At 51.2% G+C, this 23,825-nt stretch carries 19 protein-coding genes; 8 read left to right on the forward strand and 11 right to left on the reverse strand.

What is annotated here, in order from left to right; genetic code table 11:
- The first annotated feature begins 83 nt into the window (after nt 1–83).
- Nucleotides 84–1,316, forward strand: coding sequence for a glycosyltransferase family 4 protein (locus K3T83_RS10980; RefSeq protein ID WP_220203014.1), 1,233 nt, complete (start codon nt 84–86; stop codon nt 1,314–1,316).
- Here K3T83_RS10980 and K3T83_RS10985 read toward each other — a convergent pair.
- Nucleotides 1,313–2,077 carry a class I SAM-dependent methyltransferase gene (locus tag K3T83_RS10985; protein WP_220203015.1) on the reverse strand — a complete coding sequence of 255 codons (765 nt, stop codon included), beginning with the start codon at nt 2,075–2,077 and terminating at the stop codon, nt 1,313–1,315. The two genes, K3T83_RS10980 and K3T83_RS10985, sit on opposite strands and share 4 nt — an antisense overlap.
- A gap of 347 nt (nt 2,078–2,424) precedes the next feature.
- Complete coding sequence (locus K3T83_RS57180; protein ID WP_220203016.1) at nt 2,425–2,823, reverse strand: spore germination protein GerW family protein; 399 nt, start codon at nt 2,821–2,823, stop codon at nt 2,425–2,427.
- Between the two features lie 320 nt (nt 2,824–3,143).
- On the opposite strand from K3T83_RS57180, the gene K3T83_RS10995 reads away from it, so the two are divergent.
- Together K3T83_RS10995 and K3T83_RS11000 are read left to right on the forward strand one after the other, a co-directional pair.
- Nucleotides 3,144–5,369 (forward strand): serine/threonine protein kinase, encoded by a 2,226-nt coding sequence (locus tag K3T83_RS10995; RefSeq protein WP_220203017.1) that lies wholly within the window; start codon nt 3,144–3,146, stop codon nt 5,367–5,369.
- Nucleotides 5,370–5,584: 215 nt separating this feature from the next.
- On the forward strand, nt 5,585–6,310 hold the full coding sequence (locus K3T83_RS11000; protein WP_220203018.1) for a serine/threonine-protein kinase: 726 nt from the start codon (nt 5,585–5,587) through the stop codon (nt 6,308–6,310).
- Nucleotides 6,311–6,406: 96 nt separating this feature from the next.
- Here K3T83_RS11000 and K3T83_RS11005 read toward each other — a convergent pair whose 3' ends face one another.
- The 5 genes from K3T83_RS11005 to K3T83_RS11025 form a co-directional block, all read right to left on the reverse strand.
- Entirely contained in the window at nt 6,407–7,861 is a 1,455-nt protein-coding gene (locus K3T83_RS11005) for an NADH-quinone oxidoreductase subunit N (RefSeq protein ID WP_220203019.1), read from the reverse strand.
- A 77-nt stretch (nt 7,862–7,938) separates the two neighbouring features.
- Nucleotides 7,939–9,537: a complex I subunit 4 family protein gene (locus K3T83_RS11010; protein ID WP_220203020.1), complete on the reverse strand. Its 1,599-nt coding sequence runs from the start codon at nt 9,535–9,537 to the stop codon at nt 7,939–7,941.
- A 14-nt stretch (nt 9,538–9,551) separates the two neighbouring features.
- Nucleotides 9,552–11,660 carry an NADH-quinone oxidoreductase subunit L gene (nuoL, locus tag K3T83_RS11015; RefSeq protein ID WP_220203021.1) on the reverse strand — a complete coding sequence of 703 codons (2,109 nt, stop codon included), beginning with the start codon at nt 11,658–11,660 and terminating at the stop codon, nt 9,552–9,554.
- 132 nt (nt 11,661–11,792) lie between these two features.
- A complete protein-coding gene (nuoK, locus tag K3T83_RS11020; RefSeq protein ID WP_236064871.1) occupies nt 11,793–12,116 on the reverse strand; it encodes an NADH-quinone oxidoreductase subunit NuoK in 324 nt (107 codons plus the stop codon).
- A gap of 8 nt (nt 12,117–12,124) precedes the next feature.
- Complete coding sequence (locus K3T83_RS11025) at nt 12,125–12,649, reverse strand: NADH-quinone oxidoreductase subunit J family protein (protein ID WP_220203022.1); 525 nt, start codon at nt 12,647–12,649, stop codon at nt 12,125–12,127.
- A 555-nt stretch (nt 12,650–13,204) separates the two neighbouring features.
- Here K3T83_RS11025 and K3T83_RS11030 point away from each other — a divergent pair.
- Nucleotides 13,205–15,214, forward strand: a complete 2,010-nt coding sequence (locus K3T83_RS11030; protein WP_220203023.1) for a serine/threonine protein kinase — start codon at nt 13,205–13,207, stop codon at nt 15,212–15,214.
- Nucleotides 15,215–15,319: 105 nt separating this feature from the next.
- Here K3T83_RS11030 and K3T83_RS11035 read toward each other — a convergent pair whose 3' ends face one another.
- Entirely contained in the window at nt 15,320–16,075 is a 756-nt protein-coding gene (locus K3T83_RS11035; RefSeq protein ID WP_220203024.1) for an SDR family NAD(P)-dependent oxidoreductase, read from the reverse strand.
- A gap of 95 nt (nt 16,076–16,170) precedes the next feature.
- Here K3T83_RS11035 and K3T83_RS11040 point away from each other — a divergent pair, with 95 nt between their 5' ends.
- Nucleotides 16,171–17,064 carry a LysR family transcriptional regulator gene (locus K3T83_RS11040; RefSeq protein WP_220203025.1) on the forward strand — a complete coding sequence of 298 codons (894 nt, stop codon included), beginning with the start codon at nt 16,171–16,173 and terminating at the stop codon, nt 17,062–17,064.
- A 98-nt stretch (nt 17,065–17,162) separates the two neighbouring features.
- On the opposite strand, the gene K3T83_RS11045 is transcribed toward K3T83_RS11040, so the two are convergent.
- Nucleotides 17,163–18,503: a calcium:cation antiporter gene (locus K3T83_RS11045; RefSeq protein ID WP_220203026.1), complete on the reverse strand. Its 1,341-nt coding sequence runs from the start codon at nt 18,501–18,503 to the stop codon at nt 17,163–17,165.
- Between the two features lie 232 nt (nt 18,504–18,735).
- Between K3T83_RS11045 and K3T83_RS11050 the strand changes: the two genes are divergently transcribed.
- The gene (locus tag K3T83_RS11050) at nt 18,736–19,530 is read left to right on the forward strand and encodes a hypothetical protein (protein WP_220203027.1); all 795 of its coding nucleotides are present in this window, start codon (nt 18,736–18,738) and stop codon (nt 19,528–19,530) included.
- A gap of 86 nt (nt 19,531–19,616) precedes the next feature.
- On the forward strand, nt 19,617–20,627 hold the full coding sequence (locus K3T83_RS11055; protein ID WP_220203028.1) for a formylglycine-generating enzyme family protein: 1,011 nt from the start codon (nt 19,617–19,619) through the stop codon (nt 20,625–20,627).
- Nucleotides 20,628–20,665: 38 nt separating this feature from the next.
- On the opposite strand, the gene K3T83_RS11060 is transcribed toward K3T83_RS11055, so the two are convergent.
- Nucleotides 20,666–21,838, reverse strand: coding sequence for a tetratricopeptide repeat protein (locus tag K3T83_RS11060; RefSeq protein WP_220203029.1), 1,173 nt, complete (start codon nt 21,836–21,838; stop codon nt 20,666–20,668).
- 468 nt (nt 21,839–22,306) lie between these two features.
- Between K3T83_RS11060 and K3T83_RS11065 the strand changes: the two genes are divergently transcribed.
- Nucleotides 22,307–23,359, forward strand: coding sequence for a gluconeogenesis factor YvcK family protein (locus K3T83_RS11065; RefSeq protein WP_220203030.1), 1,053 nt, complete (start codon nt 22,307–22,309; stop codon nt 23,357–23,359).
- A 97-nt stretch (nt 23,360–23,456) separates the two neighbouring features.
- Here the strand turns inward: K3T83_RS11065 and K3T83_RS11070 are convergent, their stop codons facing one another.
- Nucleotides 23,457–23,750 (reverse strand): GYD domain-containing protein, encoded by a 294-nt coding sequence (locus K3T83_RS11070; RefSeq protein WP_220203031.1) that lies wholly within the window; start codon nt 23,748–23,750, stop codon nt 23,457–23,459.
- Nucleotides 23,751–23,825: the final 75 nt, after the last annotated feature.

Here is a 23,825-nt window from a genome sequence, read left to right on the forward strand (position 1 = left end):
CGCGACTACGAAGTGGGGGGAGCTTTACCGGATTATTTGGTAAAAACCATTTTGTAGCTATGTAGGAGAGGGAAATATATTTTATGCGCATACTTATGCTGTCCGAATTTTACCCACCGCTCATCGGCGGCACAGAACGACATGTACAGACGCTATCACGTGAACTGGTGCGGCGGGGACATCAGGTGGCGGTGGCGACGTTACAAACGGGCAATTCACCGGACTTTGAAGACGATGACGGAGTCCATATTCATCGTCTCACAGGTTGGAGCCGGACTTTGACCCGATTTTATCAAAATCAGAGCCGTCAATATCATCCCCCGATACCCGATCCAGGTGTGATGGCCGGATTACGGAGAGTGATCTCATTGGAGCGTCCAGAGATCGTACATGCACGCAGATGGATGCTCTATTCCTTCGTGGGCCTCAAATCCTGGAGTAGAGCCAGGCTGGTTGTAACCTTGCATGATTATAACCTCTGTTGCCCTACTACAGGATACCTTCATAATGGTCAGGTATGTACAGGTCCGGCCTATAGAAAGTGCCTGCGCTGTGCTGGTCAAGGGTATGGAACGGTGAAAGGCGCACTGGTAACAAGTGGCTTGAAATTGAGCAGCCATCTCCATAGCTCTGTTGATAAATACATAGCGGTCAGCGCAGCAGTCCGTGATGCTAGCATGTATGCAACCGGTCGTCCACCGAAGCCAATCGAGGTAGTACCAACATTCATCCCGGATACAGTTGTTGATGAAGCACTGAGCATTGGACGCCCCGACTTTCTGCCGCCTACAGATAACTACATTCTCTTTGTAGGCCGACAGGATAGCCATAAGGGCCTGGATGTACTGCTCAACGCCTACACAGATTTATCGCCCACAGTACCGCTCGTTTTGTTGATTGCTGGATCAGATGACAGTTCTAAACAGTTTCCCGCTGGAGTGACAGTCATACACAACGCTCCTCATGCCCAGGTGATGGCGGCCTGGATGCATTGTGCAATCGGCGTAGTTCCGTCAATATGGCCCGAACCCTTTGGTCAGGTAGCAGTAGAAGCGATGATGTGTGGCAAACCAGTCATCGCTTCTGCCATCGGAGGACTACGCGACGTCGTTGTAGATGGTGAATCAGGATTGCTTGTTGAACCTGGTAACGCAAACGCATTAAAGGATGCAATACGCGACCTCCTTCTTCACCCCGATAAAAGAGAGCAAATGGGGCTGGTTGGAAAGAAACGAGCGCATCTGTTCACTGTTGGCACTGTTGCGAACAGAATCGAAGAAATCTACGCAGATCTGTTAACAACACGGCTCCCTTAGCGCTTCTGAGCCACAAGAAAGACCGAAACGCCGAAGCGACGGACAAAAGGGGTGCGCTCAATCACTGGTAGTATCTTACGATACTGGTGAATAACAGGCTGTGGCAACCAGGGCCATACCTCAAATATCGGCCAGACAAAATCGACCTTCCACACGGAAAATCCCACCCGATTAACGAGGTCTCGCATCTCTGAGGGCCAGTAGTTACGAGCAAACATAAATTGCTGCCCAATTTTGCTGGGCAACCAGGGCAAAATAGGAATAGGAAATTCAAAGACGCGCTCCCCAATATGCATACCGTGCCCTTCAAACGGAAACCAGCGATTGGGACTCATAATGACGAGATGCCCACCCGGTCGCAGCACTCGCAATATCTCTCGCAGCGTGTGAACCTCGTCCGTCACATGCTCCAGCACTTCGTTCATCATCACTCCGTCAAAAGAAGCGTCGGGAAACGGCAAATCGTCATTCGTAAGGTGAAAAAACTTGACAGCGGGGTGATCTTTTTCGCGCTCTTTCGCCTGCTGGATACGCTCCTCGACCACATCGACGCCAACCGCGCTCTCAGCGCCAGCATCAACAAGAGCAACTGTATATCCTCCATCAGCGCAGCCACAATCGAGCCACTTCCCCTTTAAAATACCGAGTTTCTGGATTTTTTTCAGACGGTAGGCCACATTTGAGGGTACAGCCGTCGAACCACCTGGTTTAAAATGCTGAACGATACGATTACTCTCCTGGACCTGCTCTACCAAACCCATATCCTGTTTTCCTTATCCGTATTTATACGACTATACAAATAACGATACACAAAAAATTTCGCCCAAAGATCAACTATACAAATAACAATATATAACGAGTAGTTTACATCTCAAAAATACAGATTATTCTTGACGATCCCTCCAAATACTTCTTCATCTTATAGAAGAGATTATAGCGTCAAATGTATATATGTCAATATTATTTCCTTCACCTGACCAGATGGTACGGTGCCAGAATCTTTTCTTTTTACATGGATTTGAGGCAATAAAGACTCCCGTGATTGGGAACATCTCTATTGCCTCAATCTTACTTCTGCATTGGCTGTTATACAGCAAAGAGTCTCATACTACCGCTTTTTTTTCGCTACCTCGATGATTTTACGTGCGCCCGCCAGAAGCAGCAGCGAGGCAAAGGCCGAAGCGGAAATAATCTGTACAATCAGTGCCGGGTCGAAGATTGGCCTGAAACGTGCCAGACCATCCTTGATCTCGATAAAGCCAATTGGCGAAACCGTAATGCCTCCGCCACCACCTGACCCTCCATTGCCCTCCACATCTCCTCCTTCTCCCCCACCAAGTCCCCAACTCACCTTGCCCACCGGAATCACCGTCACGCCATCGCGCTCAATCGGGTCGCCATAGATCATTCTGGCATTGGTGCCAAGTGTTATGCGGTCGATCAATTGTGTAAGAAATGGGTTCGAGCGTTTAACCGCAGTTGTCTCAGTAGTATTGGTTGTACTCATGCGAAATCTCCTATCCAGATCCTCAAGCACTATACTTTTCCGTCATTCTGTGAAAAGGTTCACAATTATTCTATTCATTCTCCTGTTCTCTTTATGTTATAGTATTTACGCGCGCCGATCAATAAACAAAATGACCTATTGTTGCAGTGTGTGTATGCAGAAATATGCGCGCTTAGTCACATGAGGCTATGAACCCTTAGAACGTGCCAGAACACCCACCTGCCTACTTTAATAACGTCAAAGCCCGTGTTATACTACGCGTACTTATATATGTATAGCTAATCTTCAATTTTTTATCGCTATGCACAAGGAGGGGGAAAATGTCTCTTGCCGGACTGCAACTTGGACATTATAAGCTTATACGTCAGATAGGAAGTGGCGCAATGGGTGAGGTCTACCTGGCCGAAGACACACGCATTATTCGACAGGTTGCCGTCAAGATTGTTCGTTCTGAGGCTCCCTCCTATCCTCATTCTGAAACGTCAAAAGAGCTGGAGCGTCTCTTCCAGCGCGAGATGCAGGTGATCAGTAAGCTTGATCATCCCTACGTTTTACCGCTCTACGATTTCGGCGAAGAAAAAGTGCAGGGGATGACCTATACATATATGGTCATGCCGTACCGGGCCGAGGGCGCGCTCTCCGACTGGCTCCGCAACCGCCCAGGCAACGCGCTTCTCTCGTTTCAGGATGTCGCTCATTTTGTCACACAGGCTGCCGACGCACTGCAACACGCCCACGATCAGCATCTCGTTCATCAGGACATCAAACCATCCAACTTTCTGATCCGCAGTCGTCCCGCACACCCTTCGCAACCAGACATTCTGCTGGCTGATTTCGGTATCGCCAAATTTACCACCGCAACCTCAATGGCGAGTCAGAACGTGCGTGGAACACCTGCCTACATGCCGCCGGAACAGTGGGATGGGCATCCGGTTCCGGCCAGCGATCAATATGCTCTGGCAATCATGGCTTATCATCTGCTGACCGGCCAGTTTCCATTCCAGGGTGGTCCAGGTCAGATGATGCGTCAGCACTTCTCAGCTCCGCCGCCAGCCCCCAGCACACATAACCCTCGCATCTCACATGCGATGGACACCGTTATTCTGCGCGCGCTGGCCAAAGATCCGAACAGTCGCTTCCCATCCATCGTCAAATTCGCGGAAGCGCTTCAACAGTCGTTGCTCTATGGAGGGGATCTGCGGGCAACGCTGGCTATTCGCGCAAACGAGGCGGCGACGGGAACACAGCGTACCCTGACCTTGCCAGGCAAGCGGCAGGTGACGGCCTATATCCCACCTGGAGCGAAAAACGGCGAAGAGCTACGCATTGAGGGGCAAGGTGAGCCATATTACGAGGGAGGACCGCGTGGACCGCTGATCCTTACTATCAATCTGCCTACGAACGAAGAGGCGATCACACCTCCTTTAGCCAATGATGAGATGACGGTCGCATCATCCAGCTCGTCGCCCTCACATCCAGGATTTCCTCCAGCCCACGCTGCACGCACAGTCGAGTCGCCATCGCCTTACCTATCACAGCAACCGCTATCGCACTATCCATCGCAGCCACAACAGCCATCATGGAGTGGCTTCCAGCAATCAGACTATGATATGACGCCAGCAACACCACTACCACCACCACCTATTATTCAACAAGCGCCGGTTCCGCAGTACCAACCACTGCCAGAACACAAAAGCCTCTCCACGTGGGCAATTGTGTTACTGGGAGCCGTGGCACTCGTCCTTTTCGGCACTGGCGGCTACTTTCTCTACGATACAGCAACCCATCGCAATGCCACTACCACCGCAGCCAATGCAACAGCCACTGCTCAGGGACAGGAAACGGCAACTATCGTCAATCAGACTGCTTCTGCAAACTCACAAGCAACGGCGAACGCTGCCACCGCAACCGTTCAGGCCAACGCGACCGCCACCGTGCAGAGCAGAGCCACCGCGACCGTCGTTGCCGCCAATCCTGATCCCTATCCGCCATCGAGTAGAACGCTAGCCCTGCTCGATCCAATGAGCCAGCCCTATCTCTGGCAAAGCTACACGGATAGCAAGTTCGGGGGAAGTTGCCAGTTCAAGGCCAACAGCCTGCATGTTACCCAGAGCAAATCGCCGAACTATTTCTATTGCACAGCTTCGACAGAAGAATATACAGATGCCACCTTTGAAGTGCAGATGACGATTCTTCAGGGCGATTGTGGAGGCATCACTTTCCGTGCCTCCTCAACGGCCAATAAACTCTACTTTTATCGTGTATGCGTCGATGGAGCCTACGACCTCTACCTGTACGTCGATAGCTCCGGCGATACGGCCCGTACTCTGCTCAAATCGTCCTCGCCAGCCATCCAAAAAGGCGTCAACCAGGCTAATCTGCTGGCGGTCGTGACGAACGGCAACCAGATCGACCTCTACGCCAACAAGCAAAAAATTGATAGCCTCACGGATACAACCTATAAACAAGGGCTGTTCGGCGTCGTTGCCAACAGCCTCAATGGTACAACAGAGGTTACCTACAGCAACGCGCGTATCTGGACATAGCTTTTTGCAGCAGGCAGAAGAGAGAAGAAAGTCATTTTTTCTCTCCTCTACCTGCGCCTCACTTACACATCATCCATTTCCGCCCTAATGAGCTGAAGATTTATTGCCCCTCTATTCGCTCACTAAATATATGTATTTCCTCTAGATCCATGTTATACTATCGACACATATCTAATACAATAGCAATTCTTTGATCTAAAATTGGAGAAGAAGAGATGCCACTCGATGGTATACTGTTAGGCCACTACCGGCTTCTCCGCCTGATTGGGAGTGGCGGCATGGGCGAAGTCTACCAGGGAGAAGATATTCGTATTGCGCGGCAGGTAGCCATCAAAGTCATCCGCACAGAAACAGCGATGCCTGCCAGTGAACAAGCAAAGCAAGAAGCAGAACGCCTCTTCCAGCGTGAAATGCATGCCATCGCACTTTTAGACCATCCACACATTTTGCCTCTCTATGATTTTGGCGAGGAAGAAGTTCAAGGCGCGAAACTCACCTATATGGTCATGCCATACAGATCAGAAGGATCACTTACCGACTGGCTACATAAACGCGACATGAGTGAACCGCTTGCCCCCCAGGAGGTTGCCCACATTCTTGCTCAAGCTGCCAGTGCTCTGCAACATGCACACGATCACCAGATCGTCCACCAGGATGTTAAACCTTCAAATTTCCTGTATTCGGGCAGTACACATCCCATAACATTGCTTGAAGACACCTCTGCTTTTATACAAAAGGGACCAGATAAGCTCAATACCATTGCAGTAAAAGCAGATAGATCAGCCATATATCTATACATCAATCACCAGCTTGTTAATAGCACCACAGATACCACATTAGATCATGGAAATATAGGTTTTTCGGCAGTCAGGAAGTTAAATCTAAGCGAAGATACTTCAGCAAAAGTTACATACAGAAACGTCCGTATATGGAGTTTATAGAAAAAACGAGGCACACGAATGCGTGCCTCGTTTTTTCTTCTGAGCAGGTAAGCAAAGGCAAAAGCCTCACTTTCCCCTATGATATTGTATCGAACATTATCGTCCCGCCAGAATAGCGGCAGGGGTTGCCAGGTCGAGGAAGATCTGTGCAACAAAGAACAGCACTAGCAATGCGGCACTTGTCAGCGCAACAGCAGTGCTCAAAGAAGGTGGTGTTACCAGGCGATCAGCTTTGACTGGAGCATCAAAGAACATCGCCTTTACCAGGCGGCCGTAGTAGACCAGCGAGACGATCGTATTAAGCAACGCTATGATGACCAGTGGGGCCTGCCCCAGTCCCCACGCGGTGGTAAAGAGGAACAGCTTGCTCATAAAACCAGCCGCCGGTGGGATACCAGCCAGCGAGAGCAAACAGAGCGCCGTGCCAGTACTCAAGAGAGGCGCGCGCCGGAACAATCCCCGAAAATCCTCGATCTTCTCGCCTCCTGTGAGATCTGCCAGAGCAACAATGCCGGAGAAGGCTCCCAGATTGGTAATCACGTAAACCAGGATGAAGAAGAGCAAGGCGGCATTGCCTTCCGAACGATTGGTGGCAAAACTGGCGATAAAACCGACCAGGATATAGCCAGCCTGCGCAATGCTGGAATAGGCCATCATGCGCTTCACGTTCGACTGTACAGCAGCAACCAGATTGCCCAGCGTCATCGTCAGCACCGCCACGATGCCAAAGATCAACACCATCTCAGTGCGATTAATAGCGCCCAGGCCACCATACATGAAAACGCGAATCATTGCCGCAAAACCCGCCGCCTTCGAGCCAACCGAGAAGAAGGCGGTTGCCGGAGTGGGAGCGCCCTCGTAAATATCAGGTGCCCACATATGGAAAGGAACCGCCGAGATCTTGAAGCCGAAGCCTGCCAGGATCAACACGTTCGCAACCAGCACCAGCAGGTTGCCCTGATTAAGGCTGCTGGCAAAGGCATCGGCGATCCCTTTCAGATCGGTCGTGCCAGTCAAACCATAGAGCAAGGCAAAGCCGTACAGCAGAATAGCCGAAGACATCGCGCCCAACAGTACATACTTCACAGCCGCTTCCGCCGAGCGCTCGCTGGTACGGATCATACCCGCCATGACATAAAGAGGAATGCTGGTCAGCTCCAGCGCAATGTAGATCGTAATCAGTTCGCCGGTGCTTGCCATCAACATCATGCCCGTGACGGAGAACAATAGCAGCGAATAGAACTCGCCGTCCGCCTTCACGTACTTTCCGACATAGTTATAGGAAACCAGGATCATGACGGCCGCGATGATCAGGAAAATGAAATTGAAAAAGATCGCAAATTGATCCACGACCAGCATTCCCCAGAACGCCGTCTGAGGTTGGGTCACGGTCGCGGCATGCGAGATGAGAAAAGCTGCTGGCACAATCAGCCCGACCAGCGAGATACCTGCGATAACGGCACGGCGTTTGACGAACAGATCCACCGCCATCACCACCAGTGCCAGAAGCGCAAGTGAAAGCTCTGGTGCCAGCAGGTAGAGATTAATCATAGGAAACTCCTTACCCACCAGTCAGGAGCAGCCCTATTCACAAGCGAAAAGAGCGGCTCCCCTGGTTGGGGTGAACCTTACTTTATCACGGCAACAGCCGTCTGCATGATATGGGTCAGGCTGGGAAAAATCACATCGATCAACGGTTTCGGATAGAGACCCACATACAGGATCAACGCCGCCAGCACAATCAGCGGGATCACTTCGCGCAAAGAGGCATCTGGCAAATGCTCCCATTTGGGATTGAACGGTCCGAAGAAGACGCGCTTCAACATCCAGAGCAGGTAGCCAGCCGTCAGGATCATGGTGAAGACGGAGATCGTTGTCGCTATCTGTGTTGTGCTCACCCCATAGCTGCTGGTAAAGACCATATATTCAGCAACGAAACCGGCCAATCCAGGCAGGCCCAACGAGGCCATACCCGCGAAGGTGAAGAGTGTGCCCAGCATCGGCATCTTCTTGGCCACGCCACCAAAGATCGCAATCTCACGCGTATGCGCATGATCATAGATCACGCCGACGCAGAAGAAGAGCATTCCGGTGATCAGGCCATGACTGACCATCTGCACTGTCGCCCCTGTGAGAGCAGCTGTTCGCAGCGCCAGATCGCCAGTGCCAGCTGCCGCCGCTACGCCAAGCAGGATAATACCCATGTGGCTGACGCTGGAGTACGCGATCAACTTCTTCATGTCCTTCTGGACCAGACAGATGCCAGCGCCATAGATGATATTGATGATGGCGATAACGGCCATCACGCCCGCGAACTCGTGCAGACCTTCCGGGAACAGTGTAAAGCAGATGCGCACCAGTCCATACGATCCCATTTTCAGCAACACACCCGCCAGGATCACGCTCACCTCAGTTGGCGCGTCCGTATGGGCATCTGGGAGCCATGTATGGAAGGGGAACATCGGCATCTTGACCGCAAAAGCTGCAAAGATCAGCAGGAACACGATCAATTGCAGACCAGCCGTCACGCCCAGGATAGGGATCGTCACTGGCGTATTCAGGATATGCGTGGAATAGTAGACCATGCTGGCGGTTGCATCACCACCGTGACCAACGTTCGTAAAGTAGAGTAACAGAATGCCCGCGAGCATAAAGACGCTACCGAAGAACGTGTAAAGCAGGAACTTCCAGGCCGAATAGATGCGTCCGGGCATGCCATGCTTGATGGTCTCACTACCCCAGATACCGATAAGCAGAAACATCGGGGCCAGTTCGACTTCCCAGAAGAGGAAGAAGAGCAACAGGTCCATCGACAGGAAGACGCCCATCACGCCAGCTTCCAGCAGGAGCAGCAGGGCGAGATACTCTTTGACGCGTGTCTTCTCCCAACCGCCGATTACAGCCAGCATCGTCAGCAAAGCGTTCAGAATGACGAGTGGCAGGTTGAGACCATCGACGCCCAGGAAGTAGTTGATTTTGAGTTCAATACCGCCAGCTTTGAGATCAACCCAGGGCAGGTTTATTGAATCGCGCAGGTGGCCCAGATCACCGAAGCCCTGGCCCGCGCCAAGAATATTGAAAAAGATGTAAAGAGAGAGCGCAAAGGTAAGGGCCGAGAAGATCAGGGCCAGCCACCGCGCCGTTTTTACAGGTGTAGCCAATGCTGCCAATGCACCAATCACCGGCAGCAGGATAATCCAGGTAAGATCACTTTGGAATATTGTCATGATCCTCTTATCCTTTAGCGAAACGTGACCAGCACAAAGACAAGGACAGCTAAAATTGCCACTCCACCGAAAAAGCCAATCATATATGTCTGCACACGCCCGGTCTCCACACGACGCACGCCACCACCAATACCGGTGATCAGACGAGCAATACCGTTGACAATACCATCAATAACATAGGTATCGAAGGCTTGTTCGATATACGAGATACCCAGCACAACATAACGGATCAGCAGATCATAGAGGGTGTCGATGTAGTATCTATTGTAAAGAAAGCGATGCAACCCGCGTAGAGTAGCGTTTCCCTCCACAAAGGCATGCACTTTTGCTGGTTCCACACGACAGTACAGAATAAAGGCCCACGCAAGGCCGATCAGCGAAACAAGAACACCAATCCAGGTATCAGGGGTGGACAGCAGCACACCAATATTCAGCGGTTGTGCCTCTTTATTGACATACTGGAAGAAACCAGTCCAATAGCCCGCGATCACCGCTGGAATCGCCAGCAGCATCAAAGGAATCGTGACCGTCAGCGGCGACTCATGAGGAGTACCAACGCCGCGATACGTGCCACCCCACAAACCACCGAGCTTGCCGCCTTTGCCGCCAAAGGCCAGGATAAAGGCGCGCAGCATATAGAATGCAGTCAGGCCAGCCGTCACCAGCGTCAGGGCATACAATCCCCAATCGCCATGTTCCAGCGTCAGGCCGATAATCTCTTCCTTACTGAAGAAGCCAGAGAAGCCGGGGAAACCAGAAATGGCAAGGGTTGCAATCAACCATGTGATCGCGGTAATTGGCATCTTTGGTCCCAGACCACCCATCAGGCGCATATCCTGCACCTCTTTATGGGTCGCATGGTGCAGCGAGTGGATCACGCTACCAGCACCCAGGAAGAGCAGCGCTTTGAAGAAAGCATGCGTAAAGAGGTGGAACATGCCAGGGCCAGCGCCCAGTTCGGGACCTGCCACACCCAGACCAACAAACATATATCCCAGCTGGCTAATCGTCGAGAAGGCCAGCACGCGCTTGAAGTCACTCTGTACAAGGGCAATCGTTGCGGCAAAGAAGGCTGTAATGCCACCAACCCAGGCTACCACTTCAAAAGCTGCGGGATCGGCTGCCGCGAACAATGGGAAGGTGCGCGCAACCATATAGACACCGGCGGCAACCATTGTGGCCGCATGGATGAGCGCGCTGACAGGTGTTGGACCTTCCATAGCGGAGGGGAGCCAGACATGCAGCGGCAACTGGGCCGATTTACCAATCGCGCCACAGAAGACCAGAATCATCGCGATGGTCAGCAGCGTTTTATCCATATGAGGGGCACGCAGCGCCAGTTGGTGAAAGTCGAAGGTTCCCAGAGTGGTGAAGAGGATCATGATACCGATAATGAAGCCGACATCACCAACACGGTTCGCGACAAACGCCTGTAACGATGCGCTTGCAGGAGAAGGACGCTGTTCTAGAGGCTTGGCACGCTTATTGATCCAGAAACCGATCAGCAGATAAGAGCTAAGACCGACCAGTTCCCAACCAACGAAGATAACCAGAAAGTTCTGGGCAAAGACGATGACCAGCATGGAAAAGGCGAAGATCGACAGATAGGCAAAGAAACGGGCATAGCCTGCCGAGTTTTCCATGTAGCCCTGCGAATAGAACTGCACCAGCAGCGAGACCGTCGTCACCACGACCATCATCGCAATCGCCAGATTATCAATCTGGAACGCAACCTCGTAGGTGGCATTGCCAATGGAGAGCCACTGATAGGAAAAGACCGGAACGCTCTCATACAATGGCGCAGCAAACGAATGAAACAGTAGTATCCAGGAATAGACACAGGCAGCGGCCATGATTAAAATGCCGAGATAGCCGCTAAATTTAGCACCGGCGGTCAGACGAGGCACTTTGGGATCATCGTCGAACTCTTGCTCATGCTCGTTGTGGTCCTCGCCCTCGGCCCCATGCGCTTCTACTGCATGATGTTCTGCATGTGTTGTCGTTGCTGCAACACGCGGGCGGCTGAGTAAATCCCAGACGCGCGTGCCAAAGACGATGACCACAAAAGCGAGCAGCGGCGCAAACAGGATCAGCCAGGAATATTGATATAACGGATCATCCATATAAACACTCTCTGTGTGAACCGTCACCCCATCAGGAAACGAGGAGACGCACATCTCATTTTTGACAATCAGAGAAACAACCAGCGGCTCTTAATTGGCCCTGGCTGCATAGTCATACAGAATACCGACAGATCAAAACTTCAACACATTAATTTCACCAACATCGACGGTATTGCGTTTGCGGTAAATGGCAATAATCATTGCGAGAGCAACTGCCGCCTCCGCCGCCGCCACTGTGATAATGAAAATAGCGAAGATTTGACCGGTCAAGTATGTACTATAGCGCGGAACCGAATTAAAAAACGAGAAACCCACCATCGTAATATTGACGGCATTGAGCATAATCTCGATGCCCATCAATACGGCAATAGCGTTACGCTTCGTAATGGCACCATAAAGGCCGATGCAGAAAAGCACCGCACCAAGCACCAGGAAATGATACAGGGTCAGTCCCATACGTTCGATTACTCCTCCCTGCCAATCACAATCGCACCAACGATTGCTACCAGCAACACCAGTGAAGCTATTTCAAATGGGAGTACATAGCTATAGGCATCGGGGCTGTAGAGCAATTGGCCAATGCGCACAACATTGTTGATACCAGGTGGCAGCTGGCTTGCGCCGTTACTGGTCGCGGCGACCAGGTGCTTGCTTGTCGTCAGTGCGTAAATGATAATGGCACCCACCAGGGCACAAATGATGACCGCAACCCACCATAACTTGTTCGACGGGTTGGTAATCTGTAACCCGCTCAGTCGGGTTAACATCAGCGCGAATAGCACCAGGATAGTTACCGCACCAACATAGATAAGGATCTGCACGATAGCGATGAATTCGGCGTTCAGCAATATATAGATAGCAGCCGCCATCGCAAATACCACAATCAGCGCGAGGGCGCTATGCACGATATTGCGCAGGCCAACAACCAGCAACGCCGCCACCACCAGGATCACTGCAAAGATCCAAAAAATGAGGGTGGCTAAATCCATAAAAAACATACCTCCGGGTTATATCGGATCGTTATTCCAGTTCAGGCAGGATTTAAATTGTTAGAGGAGAAACTAGCACAACCTTGTTTTCTTCCGCTATATTTATTGTATCATCCTCATGCTGCGGCGCGGCTGAACCAGAACCGTTTGTCGAGATGCATATGTAGTCTCCTTGCGGATTCTAGCAAAACCAGTGAAAAGTGACAAGGGCAATAAATACCAAACTACCCTCGATAACGCTCTTTTTATCCCACACACTTCAGGCATCTTTTCAAATTTTCCTATTCCTCCCCGCTATGCAATTTAGAAATAGTTTGCCTGGTACCACAAGCCGCCTCTATACGTACTATTTATATGGAATCTGGTGTAGAAAATATCCACCGGTATGTTATAATATTGTAGGTACAGAATCTTTACAGTAAAAGGCGTAGTAGAGGCAGTATGAGCGTAACAGAGATAACACCAACCAACAGTACACCCGACGGTTTCCTGTGCAATCGCTGCAATTCTCCAGTACCGCCACAGGCAGCATTTTGCAGTACTTGTGGGGAGCGCATGAGTAAAAATGCAAAAGTGATAGCCACAAGTACCGAGATTACTGACCGTTATCGTATTACCTCACTTGTGCGCCGAAGCCCGTATATTCAACTTTTCCTGGCTATCGATACTTCTCATCAGCATCCTGTCGTTATCCGCGATATTGATATCAGCAATGTCGATGATGAGATTTATACACAGGCGCTTGATATCGTTCAGGGAGAATACGATCTGTTACATCGTTTGCGCATCCCCGATGTACTCGCGGCCAGCAATTTGCACTATTCGCAGGATCATCTTCTGATTATTCAAGATTGGCCCTTCCCTTTACAAAACGACAACAGCACACGGGACGCGCTGACACTACATGACCTGATACAAAGCGGCATCGGCCTGCCCGACGAAGAAACGGCCATCAACTGGACTTATCGGCTCTGTAGCGCGGTACAACGGCTGCACAGCCAGCAGATCATTATCGGAGATCTCGATCCCCACGTTATTGCTGTGAGCAAAAAAGACTATGCGGGACAGCTTGCCCTGATGGTCTCGTGGCTCCCAGCCACCTTGCGCAAATTGTTGCCAGACGCGGCATGTATTAACAATCCGACCAGTTTCAATGCTCCCGAAACGCAAGAGGGCAATATCGATCCCGGCTCCGACATCTACAGCCTGGGAGCGATTCTCTATCTTCTGCTCACAGGTATAGCACCCACCAGAACCCTTGAGGAAACCGGGGAGGAGATTCGAGCGCCGAGAGAACTCAATGGGAAGATCAGCAGCGGCGTTGAAGCAGTCGTGATGCGAGCGCTGGAAATCGACAACGCCCGGCGCTTCTCCACAGTCGAGGAGTTCGCCGAAGCATTGCAACAGCTCTCCTCGAATACAAAAACGCTGCGCCTCAATCAAAAATCATCCGTTCATAAAGCTATCAAGCAGGTTATCAGCCAGAAAACGCAGGAGCAAGAAGCTGAACCGGCTAATCCAGAAGATGTCGAAACGGTTGTTATTCGATCAAAAGACGTTGCTCAGGCGCGCGAACATCTGGAGCGGTTAGCCGCTAACAGGTCAAAATCGCAGGAGAAACAGACGGAGCGACATGAGCAAAGCAACCATAAGGAACCGATCAAAGAGCAAACCGCATTCTTTGATATACCACAGATACCAGCAAGTACAACCAGCAAAGAGATACCGATAGAAGATCAATCTACCGTGACCATCTCGAAAAAGGAAGTGCTGGCAGGCATCGAACAGGCCATTGCCCAAAAGAGCGAACAACAAAAAGCGGCAAAAGGAGAGCATACGCCGCCAGAAGAGCAGACCTCTAAAGCGCTCACTACTCAAGTAAAACCAGAGCTGGCACCGCAAAAACGGACAGACGAACGCCAGCGCAAACACCATTTCTTGCAGCGTTTCTCCGATGTCCTGCCCGCCATCTCCGCGCTGACCACGCTTGCGTCGCTGCCAGCACGACTGCGAGAGACCAGCACGGCCCTACAATTATTGACCCCAACCGCTGCCGCGCCAGCACAGGACCAGCCACTCTTGCAGAGGTTGCAGCGCATCTTCATCGGCGAGCAACAACATAACACAACAGCCGTTGTTCTTATTGAGACCCCTTTACGTGTCCAGCCCCATCAAAATTATCATATGCGTATCAGCGTGATGGGAAGAAATGAACCTGGATTGCCGCCTGCCGCGCCGCCAGACATGGAACTATCCGGCCTTAGCGCGCTCGCTCACGGTGACCGCGTCCATATCGAGGTCCACACCTCGCTGATACAAAACTACGCCTATATTCTTCAACAGGCCGATGTAGAGATCCCCTCCAAAGGCTACGCAGCGGAGGTGACGATCCCCTTACAGGCAATTTCCGATGGTTCGGGTACGCGTCGCGAACGGCTGCATATCAACTTTACCGATGAGGCAAAGCAGCCGCTCTACGAAAAACCTTTTGTCATCGAGCTATTCGTCTCATCACACGTCCAGGCCGGGCGCGAAGGCCATAATGTCTTGACGATCCCTTTGTAATCCATTACCTCATCATTCTCAAGAAACGACGATGGCGGCGGAAAAGACCGCCGCCATCGTTACCAACGCATTATCAATCACCTGATCCAAACGTTCGCAGAATACTCAGCGCCCAAACAACCAGCCACCATTGACGTTGAATACTTCGCCAGTAACAAACGATGCCTCAGGTGATGCCAGATACAGCGTAGCAGCCGCGATGTCATCGACATGTCCAGCACGTCCAATAGGAGTTTCAGAGATGATGCCCTGCACTCGTTCTTCCGACCATGCCCCCGTAAAACCTGTATTTGCAATGAAGCCTGGAGCAATTGCGTTTACTGTAATTCCCTGCGGACTGAGTTCGCGTGCAAAACCATAGGTCAAACCAAGCAACCCTGACTTGGAGGCAGCATAGGCTACCGACCCGGCACGGCTTCCACCTGTAAAGGCTGCTATCGAACTGATATTAATGATGCGACCACCAGGACGCACAAGATGGGGAGCGACGGCCATTATCATGAGAAAGCTGCCTTTCAAGTTTGTGCCGTAGAGGGCATCCCACTCCCGTTCAGCTTCCTCTAGCGGCATATTGGTAGTAACACTGCCCCCAAAGCCAGCCGCATTGACAAGAACATCGATATGATCCCATTGTTCAACAATGCTTTCAATCGTGGAGGCAACCTGCTCACGCTGGCTTACATCTGCTTGATACCAGCTAACATTCGAGCCAAGAGACTGAGCAGTGGACTGGAGCTTCCCCTGATCGCGCCCAATAATAGCAACGTGACCATGACCACGAACAAACGCTTCAGCAATGGCTCGTCCCATTCCACTATTGCCGCCAGTGATGATAATATTACGTCTTTTTGTAGTATCCATTCTTATCTCCTTTCATTCTTATAGAGTAGTAGACAAATACAGAGATGTCCAATATATTATTCGTAATAAACTAATATACAGAAAGTATTAATGATATGGAATTACGACACCTGCATTACTTTGTGGCGGTTGCTGAGGAGTTGCATTTTGGGAGAGCAGCGGAGCGACTACACATGGCTCAGCCCCCATTAAGCCAGCAGATCCGTCAATTAGAAGATGAGCTAGGGGTACAGCTTTTTTATCGCACAAAGCGACATGTTCAGATTACTGAGGCTGGATACGTATTTTTACAGGAGGCACGGCAGACGCTTACACAAGCGGAGCAGGCTATAGTCGCAGCACAAAAGGCCAGTCGCGGCGAGCTAGGCAGGCTCGTGATAGGTTTCGTTGGGTCTGCAACCTCTGATATTCTGCCCACACTGATACGAGCTTTTCATGAACGCTACCCGGAAGTAGAACTGCACCTGCGCGAACTGACAACAGCTCAACAGGTACGTGCATTCCGCGATGGACGCATCCACGTTGGCATTTTACGTCCACCAATACACGATGATACATTACGCATTGAGACTGTTTTCAAAGAACCTCTCATAGTAGCCCTTCCTGAGAGGCATCCCTTGTCAAGTCAAGTACAAGTACCAATAGACGCATTAGCACGTGAACATTTTATTCTGTTCCCTCGTCAGCAAGGATCTGGACTCTACGACCAAATCATTAGCTTATGCCAGAGAGCAGGCTTCAGTCCACAGATAATGCAAGAGGCCATTCAGATGCAGACAATCTTAGGACTTGTTGCAGCTGGACTGGGCATATCACTCGTTCCTGCCTCCACTCAACATTTGAGGAGTACCGGATTGATGTATCGTGAGTTGCAAGCCTCAACTGCGTATGTAGAGATGGCGCTGGCCTGGAGCAAAGAGGCCACATCACCTGTCCTGGACAGATTCCTTCGTACTGCTAGAGAGATCATTCAGAGGAGAGAAAAGTAGTAGGCACTATTGATGCAATATCAAACGTAGCATGAAATAAGCTGAAGCTAGCAATAGCTTATTTCGTGCTACATCTTTATCCTACAAAACTCACTTCATCAAGCACCAAACAGGAAAACGGTGCTCCCCATCATGCCGTAGAGCAGGATCAGTAAGAGTCCCTCCAACCAGACCAGCTCGCCATCTTTAGTGATTTCGCTAAACAGGAATGTGGCAATGCCTAGCACGGCAAGCTCCACAATGCTGAAGACCAGATCGAGCCGCTCGGGAGTGAACAGGCTGACCAGCACCAGGATTGGCGCAACCAGCAGCGCGATCTGAATTGATGATCCAGCAGATGCCGCCAGCACCATACCTATGCGCTTATCCAGGGCCATCGAAATCGTATTGAAGTATTCTGGCAGGCCACCAATCAGCGGCACAAAGATCAGGCCGACAAACGCCTCGTTCCAGCCCAGCGTCTTCGCCATCGGCTCAATCGAGCCGACCAGAATCTCCGAAAGAATGGCAACCCCAACGGTCGCAACTGTTAGCAACAGCAGACCTCGCCAGAGAGGAGGCTTATGGTCGTGCTTCTGCGCATGCTGCGCGGCAGGAGTTAATGAAGCCACAATAGGATTATGCTCGCTTACCTTTGCTTCCTGCGTCTCGGCTTTTGTTGAGGTCTCAACTGGTGCTGCATCTTGCGCCGCATCACCCAGTTGAACCGCCTCATGGCTCATAATTGCGTGAACAGTATGATCGATATGGGGCAGAATACTGCTCTTGCCCGGGACATTGTTCTGGACCAGATGGTGACGATAGGCTAGCAAGCGATCAATGGCCGCTACCGAACGAATACCAACCAGTGGTTCAACAAACTCTTCCTCTGTATCTCCTTTGTCACCAATACGAAAGACACTAAAGAGGATCGATGCCAGATAGCCACATAAGAGCAGCACAGCAATAAAATCTGAGAGATTATGCTCGGCCACCGCAACTTGCGGCATATTGGTAACATGCAATTCTGCAATCGTGGGCAGGACCAGACCACCAATACAGAGCGCAAAGAGCGAGGCGTACTGACTGGCAGGTCTGGTCTCAAATTTCAGTCGCCCATGCTTAAAGCAGCCCACACAGACCGAGACGCCCAACACCAACAGCGCGTTGCCAAGAATCGTACCAATCAGAGAGGCCCGCACGACATCCACCAGCCCCTCTGCTAAGGCGAAGATACTGATAATCAGTTCCGTCGCGTTGCCAAACGTCGCAAAAAGCAAACCACCAATACGCTCACCCGTATGTTCCGCCACTTCTTCGACCGCCTTCCCGATCAACGCGGCCAGAGGAATAATACCCAGCGCGGCCACAATAAAAAGGACCGCCTGTGGAGCATGCAAAAAGTCTAATATCGGCGCTAATACAGCAAAAATCAAAAGGAAATACAACCAGCGCGGCATACACCCTCCTCCATGATCAAAAGTAATGAGTTTTCACGCCCTGCTATCAGTACGGCCCCACCGGGCTATCCGATGACAGCGCGAGATATCTCTATTATTAACGTATGAAAACTCGTTATCTCCAACCGATATGGGATATTGCTCACCCATTAAACGCGTGCCACCTCCCCTTGTGAGTCGCCCATCTTTTTGAGATACTATGACCAGGTAATTATTCAGAGGACTATAACTCATGCAAAAACGTTCTATGCTCTCACAACTACGCATCAATGGCATCTCTTACCTGCTCAGTGCGCTCCTGCTCTTAGTGGGAATCCCACTCTATCAACTATTGGTGCTCAATCCCACCGGATATGGCACGATCCTGGCAGGCAACAACGGTCCGGCCCTGGCAACTGCCTATCTTCACTGGATCGGCGCGCACCAGCTCCAATTTATTATCCACCGCCTTCTGCTGACGCTCACGTTCGTCCTGCTCCTGACGCTGCCCTTCGTGCTGTTCCGCATTATTGTTGCGCAAGAACTGGTGGCACAGGTGGAGCAAGGAGAAGTGGAGGAAGACGAAGAAACGGAAGATGGCTCACCCGCTCATCCCTGGCGCGGTAAGGGCTTCGTCATTATTGCACTCTGGGCTGGACTCAGCGGCCTGCTCCTCTACATCCTGGGAACCATCGGAGGCACAATCTATCTTGTCAGCGCCAGCAGCGCGACGATGCCCGCCAATTTCACGCTGATCTCTAGCCTGTTCTCTCTTGTCCCAAACAGCATTGGCATTGGCCTGCTCGCTCTCTCAACCCTCTTCTTTGGTGCCATGATCGCCCGACGTGGACGCTACATCTGGCCGGGCATCTGGGTGGCCTTCGGCTATGCTGCGCTGGCCGTCGCCGCCCTCTTCAGTGGCAGCGCCGTCGGGGTTGCCAGTTCCCCTGCAACGGGACAGGCCACGCTCACAACTCCAGCCATGTTGCTCTTCGCGCTCTGGGTACTCTGGTTCGGCATCATGCTTGTACGTCTCCAGCCCGAATAATGCTCTTTCATAATTGCCTGCGGTGGTAAGATAAAACTAAAGGAAACAACTATCAGCACTCGCCCACAAAGCAGGAGGAGGTTTTTATGACAGAATATATCAGCCAGCAACACGAACATATCCCTACATCGCCTCCTGCTCAAAATATGGTCTGGATTCCAGGCGGCACATTCTTGATGGGATCAAATCAGCACTATCCTGATGAGGCTCCGGTACATCCCGTTACGGTTGATGGCTTCTGGATGGATCAATACACCGTGACAAATAAGCAGTTCGAGCGCTTCGTCGCTGCCACTGGCTATGTTACTGTTGCGGAACGTCCACTCAATCCGCAAGATTACCCGGGTGCCGATCCCACACAACTTGTGCCGGGATCGCTGGTTTTTCAACAACCCTCGCATCCCGTTGATCTGCGCAATGTGGGCAACTGGTGGGCATATATCCCTGGAGCCAACTGGCGTCACCCGGAAGGCCCGGGCAGCACTATCGAGGGACGAGACAATTTTCCGGTAGTTCACATCTCATACGAAGATGCCGAAGCATATGCACGCTGGGCCAACAAAAGCTTACCCACCGAGGCGCAGTGGGAACGGGCAGCGCGTGGTGGCCTGGAAGAAATGGTCTATACCTGGGGCAATGAATTTGCGCCTGTTGGAACGCTGATGGCAAATACCTGGCAGGGCGAGTTTCCCTGGCAAAATCTCCGGGCCGATGGAAAAGTGGGGCCAATGACGGTGGGATCGTTCGCACCGAATGGTTATGGCCTCTATGATATGGCTGGAAACGTGTGGGAATGGACCTCAGATTGGTATCGACCACGCCATCCTCGCCCGGCGCAGCAAGCATGTTGCATCCCGATCAATCCTCAGGGAGGATCACAGGAGCGAAGCTTTGATCCGATGATGCCACAAATACATATCCCGCGCAAAGTGCTGAAAGGCGGTTCATTTCTCTGTGCGCCCAACTACTGTCTACGTTACCGCCCGGCAGCGCGCATTCCCGAAGCTATCGATACAGCCACCTGCCACATTGGTTTTCGCTGCATCATTCCTATGGATCACCGGCATGTGGCACTATATGACAGCGGTGGGAACTAAACCGCTCTCGTGAGGTTGCTTGTTGTGACGCACCAGGGCTACTTGGTATCTTTACGCTCCGACAATATTTCGTAGCCCTGACGCCACAACGCAATGGCCTCCTCCATATTACCAACATCCTCTAACACCTGTCCCCACATGCCGTACATCTCAGCCATATCAGCGTATGCCTGCGTTTGTTCAAGTTGTGTTTTTGCACGTTGGAACCAGTCCATCGTTTCCCACAGAAGGAGCTGCCGCTTCTCTCCCTCAGCCTCTCGTGCCTCTGCATATGTGACTTTGCCAATAGCATAATAGGTCTTTCCCTTCATATGCGCACTCTCCACTCGTTCCATCATTTCCAGGGCCAACCGACAATAGCGTCGGGCTTCGGGCAAACGCTGCTCGGCGAGACGCAAATCTGCCAGCATCGCACAGTTCAACATAATCATGGTCGGGCTGTTGTAGCTGGTAGCAAGGGCCAGCGATTCCGTATAATAGTCGGATGCCGCCCGAAAATCGCCCAACAGGAAGCTGACGCGCCCCAACTCATGATGCATCCGTGCCTCTAACGGACGATCCTCTCTCTGTTGATAACGCTGCAAAGCTTCCTGCCCGGCAACCATCGCCTTTACATAATCGCCAATGCTGCGATAGGCATGGCACAGTCCGTAATAAATATGTGACACCTCTTCTTCCACGTGCGAAAGGCGACAAAGACGCAAGGCATCCTCATAATGCTGAATCGCTGCGCTATATGATCCCTTCATCAAACAGGTCATGCCCAGCGAGTAGCGTGCCTTGATACGCACAACAGGGAGGTGGATACGCCGATCATGCAGGATCTTGAGGCACCTCGAAAAATGGAGGGAGGCATCTTCATAATGCGACAGATTCACCGCTGCAATACCCAGATGAAGCCAGGAAAGTACCAGATGCTCACGCTCTAACAGCGGCTCCTTTTCCAGAATCTCACCGGGCTGCTTCAGAAATGGCTCTTCCTCCAGAAGCTTACTCTGCCGCTCTAAAAATGGGGATAATACCTTTTTCGCCTCTGCCCACTGCTTACTCTGGATGTAACACCAGCCCGATAAATAAGCAACTTCACGCTGCTGTTTTTCATCTTCTGCAGGAAGAACACGCAGAGATGAGAGAGCCACTTCATGCTGTCCCTCTTCCAGTTGCAAGCGAGCGCGATAGAGCAATTTCTGTATCTCTGTATTTTGAATCACAGTGCATTCCTCCCTACTAAAATATAAGCAATTATAACAAATACAGAGATAAATGCCAATAATAACCCGTTTACAGCAAGGAAAACAAATACATACTATAGCACTAAAAAAATAAGACGGGAAATCTTGCACCTCTACCACCGCGCCCACAAAGTGGCAGAGAGATTCCCGACACACATAGTATAGCGTAATCGACGTTTTTACACAAGAAGACAGGACTTACAGTACGAATCTCATCTTGCTTGAGGTAAAATGGCGTGATAGACTTATCCGGGGGGTCAAAAAAATGAAGCTGGAAATAAGCACATGTCGCCGCTTTACTCACAATATGATATGCTGAGAGAAGCTTGACTGAGAAATTGATGGCTCATCATGCTTATTAACAGTCGTATTAAAAATGACCAATCTGTATGCTATAAGGATCGTATTGTGGATAATGAAGTTGGAACTAGTCGTAGGAGACACACTGTGCAAGGACATCATTACCTGGGAGATCGCTTCGCAGGCCGCAGGGTAGTGACGATTGGTGGAGGAACTGGAACCTTTTCGCTGCTTTCGCATCTCAAGAAATACCCATTCAATATCAGCGCCGTTGTGAATATGGCAGATAGTGGAGGCAGTTCAAGGAAACTGATGGATGAATTTCGTCGTCAGGTTCCTCTAGGAGATCTGCGTCAATCACTAGTAGCGCTCGCTCGTAATGGAGCCTTGTGGCGTGATGTCTTCATGCATCGTTTTGAACAGAAGGAAGAGGATCAGAATGATCAATTGACTGGCGGCGTCACCGGACATAGCCTGGGCAATCTCATCTTGAAAGGTCTACAAGATGCCAATGATGGTGATCTCCTGCTGGCGATTGAAGATGCTCAGGAATTGTTGGACACAGCTGGCAACGTCCTGCCGGTTACGCTGGCCCAAACGTCGATCTGCGCAGATCTGGAAGATGGCACCACTATCTGTGGAGAGACCGAGATCGATACGCGCGGAGAAAATCATCCTGGCGATCTCTCACCAATCAAACGCTTGCGTCTGGTTCCCGAAGATGTTTCTGCTTGTGCGCAGGCCGTACGCGCCATTCGCCGTGCAGACACCATCATTATCGGCCCCGGAGACCTTTACACCAGCCTCCTCCCCTGTCTGCTGGTCAGCGATATTGCTCGCGCGATCCGCGAGTCGGAAGCGGAGAAGGTGTATGTCTGTAACCTGATGACCAAACATGGCGAAACCGATGCATATAAGGCTTCTGATTTTGTCAATGAAATCCATCGCTATCTGGGAGCGCGGGTAGATCGCGTGCTCGTTAATGATGGTCCATTCCGACCTGACGTACTCAAGATGTACGCTGAAAAGCAAAGCGAGCCGGTAGTGGTAGATCGTTCGCATCTCAACCGCCAGGTCCCACATATCGAAATCGAGTATTTAAATCTGGAGGGTGATTCGCTGGCTCGCCACGACCCGGAACGAGTCGTCCGGGCTATCTTCCATTCGGAGCCGCCTCACGCTGACACCTGGAACCAGTAAAACCAGACGCATCAGATAAGCGAAGAGAGGGGACAATGGACAGGCGTGTGTTTGTCCATTGTCCCCTCTCTAATATTCACGAGAAATACAGGCGAGACTAGCGTAATCCCCTGGCAATCTGCTCAAACTCTTCTCGTGGGAAGGCACGCATCGTCTGAGTTCGCATACTGCCTTGAGCAATCGTACCGAGTATGAGACGCGCGGCAATCTGATCGTCGGGCGCATCAGTAATGACGATGTAGTCATACTGTCCCATGACGAGATAGAAACCGATCAGCTTTCCTCCCGCCTCGCGCACGGCCTTATCAAATGCCTGGAGACGCTCTGGCGCGTTTTTCGCCTCCCTCACTCCTTGCTCCGTGAGGTTCACCAGGCTAATATAGGTTGGCATAGTGTCTCCTCCGAGTGATAGCGAACATCTTACAACAACCGACGAAGAAACAGGCAACAACGTACGTTTTTTTGT

The sequence above is a fragment of the Reticulibacter mediterranei genome, assembly GCF_016587455.1.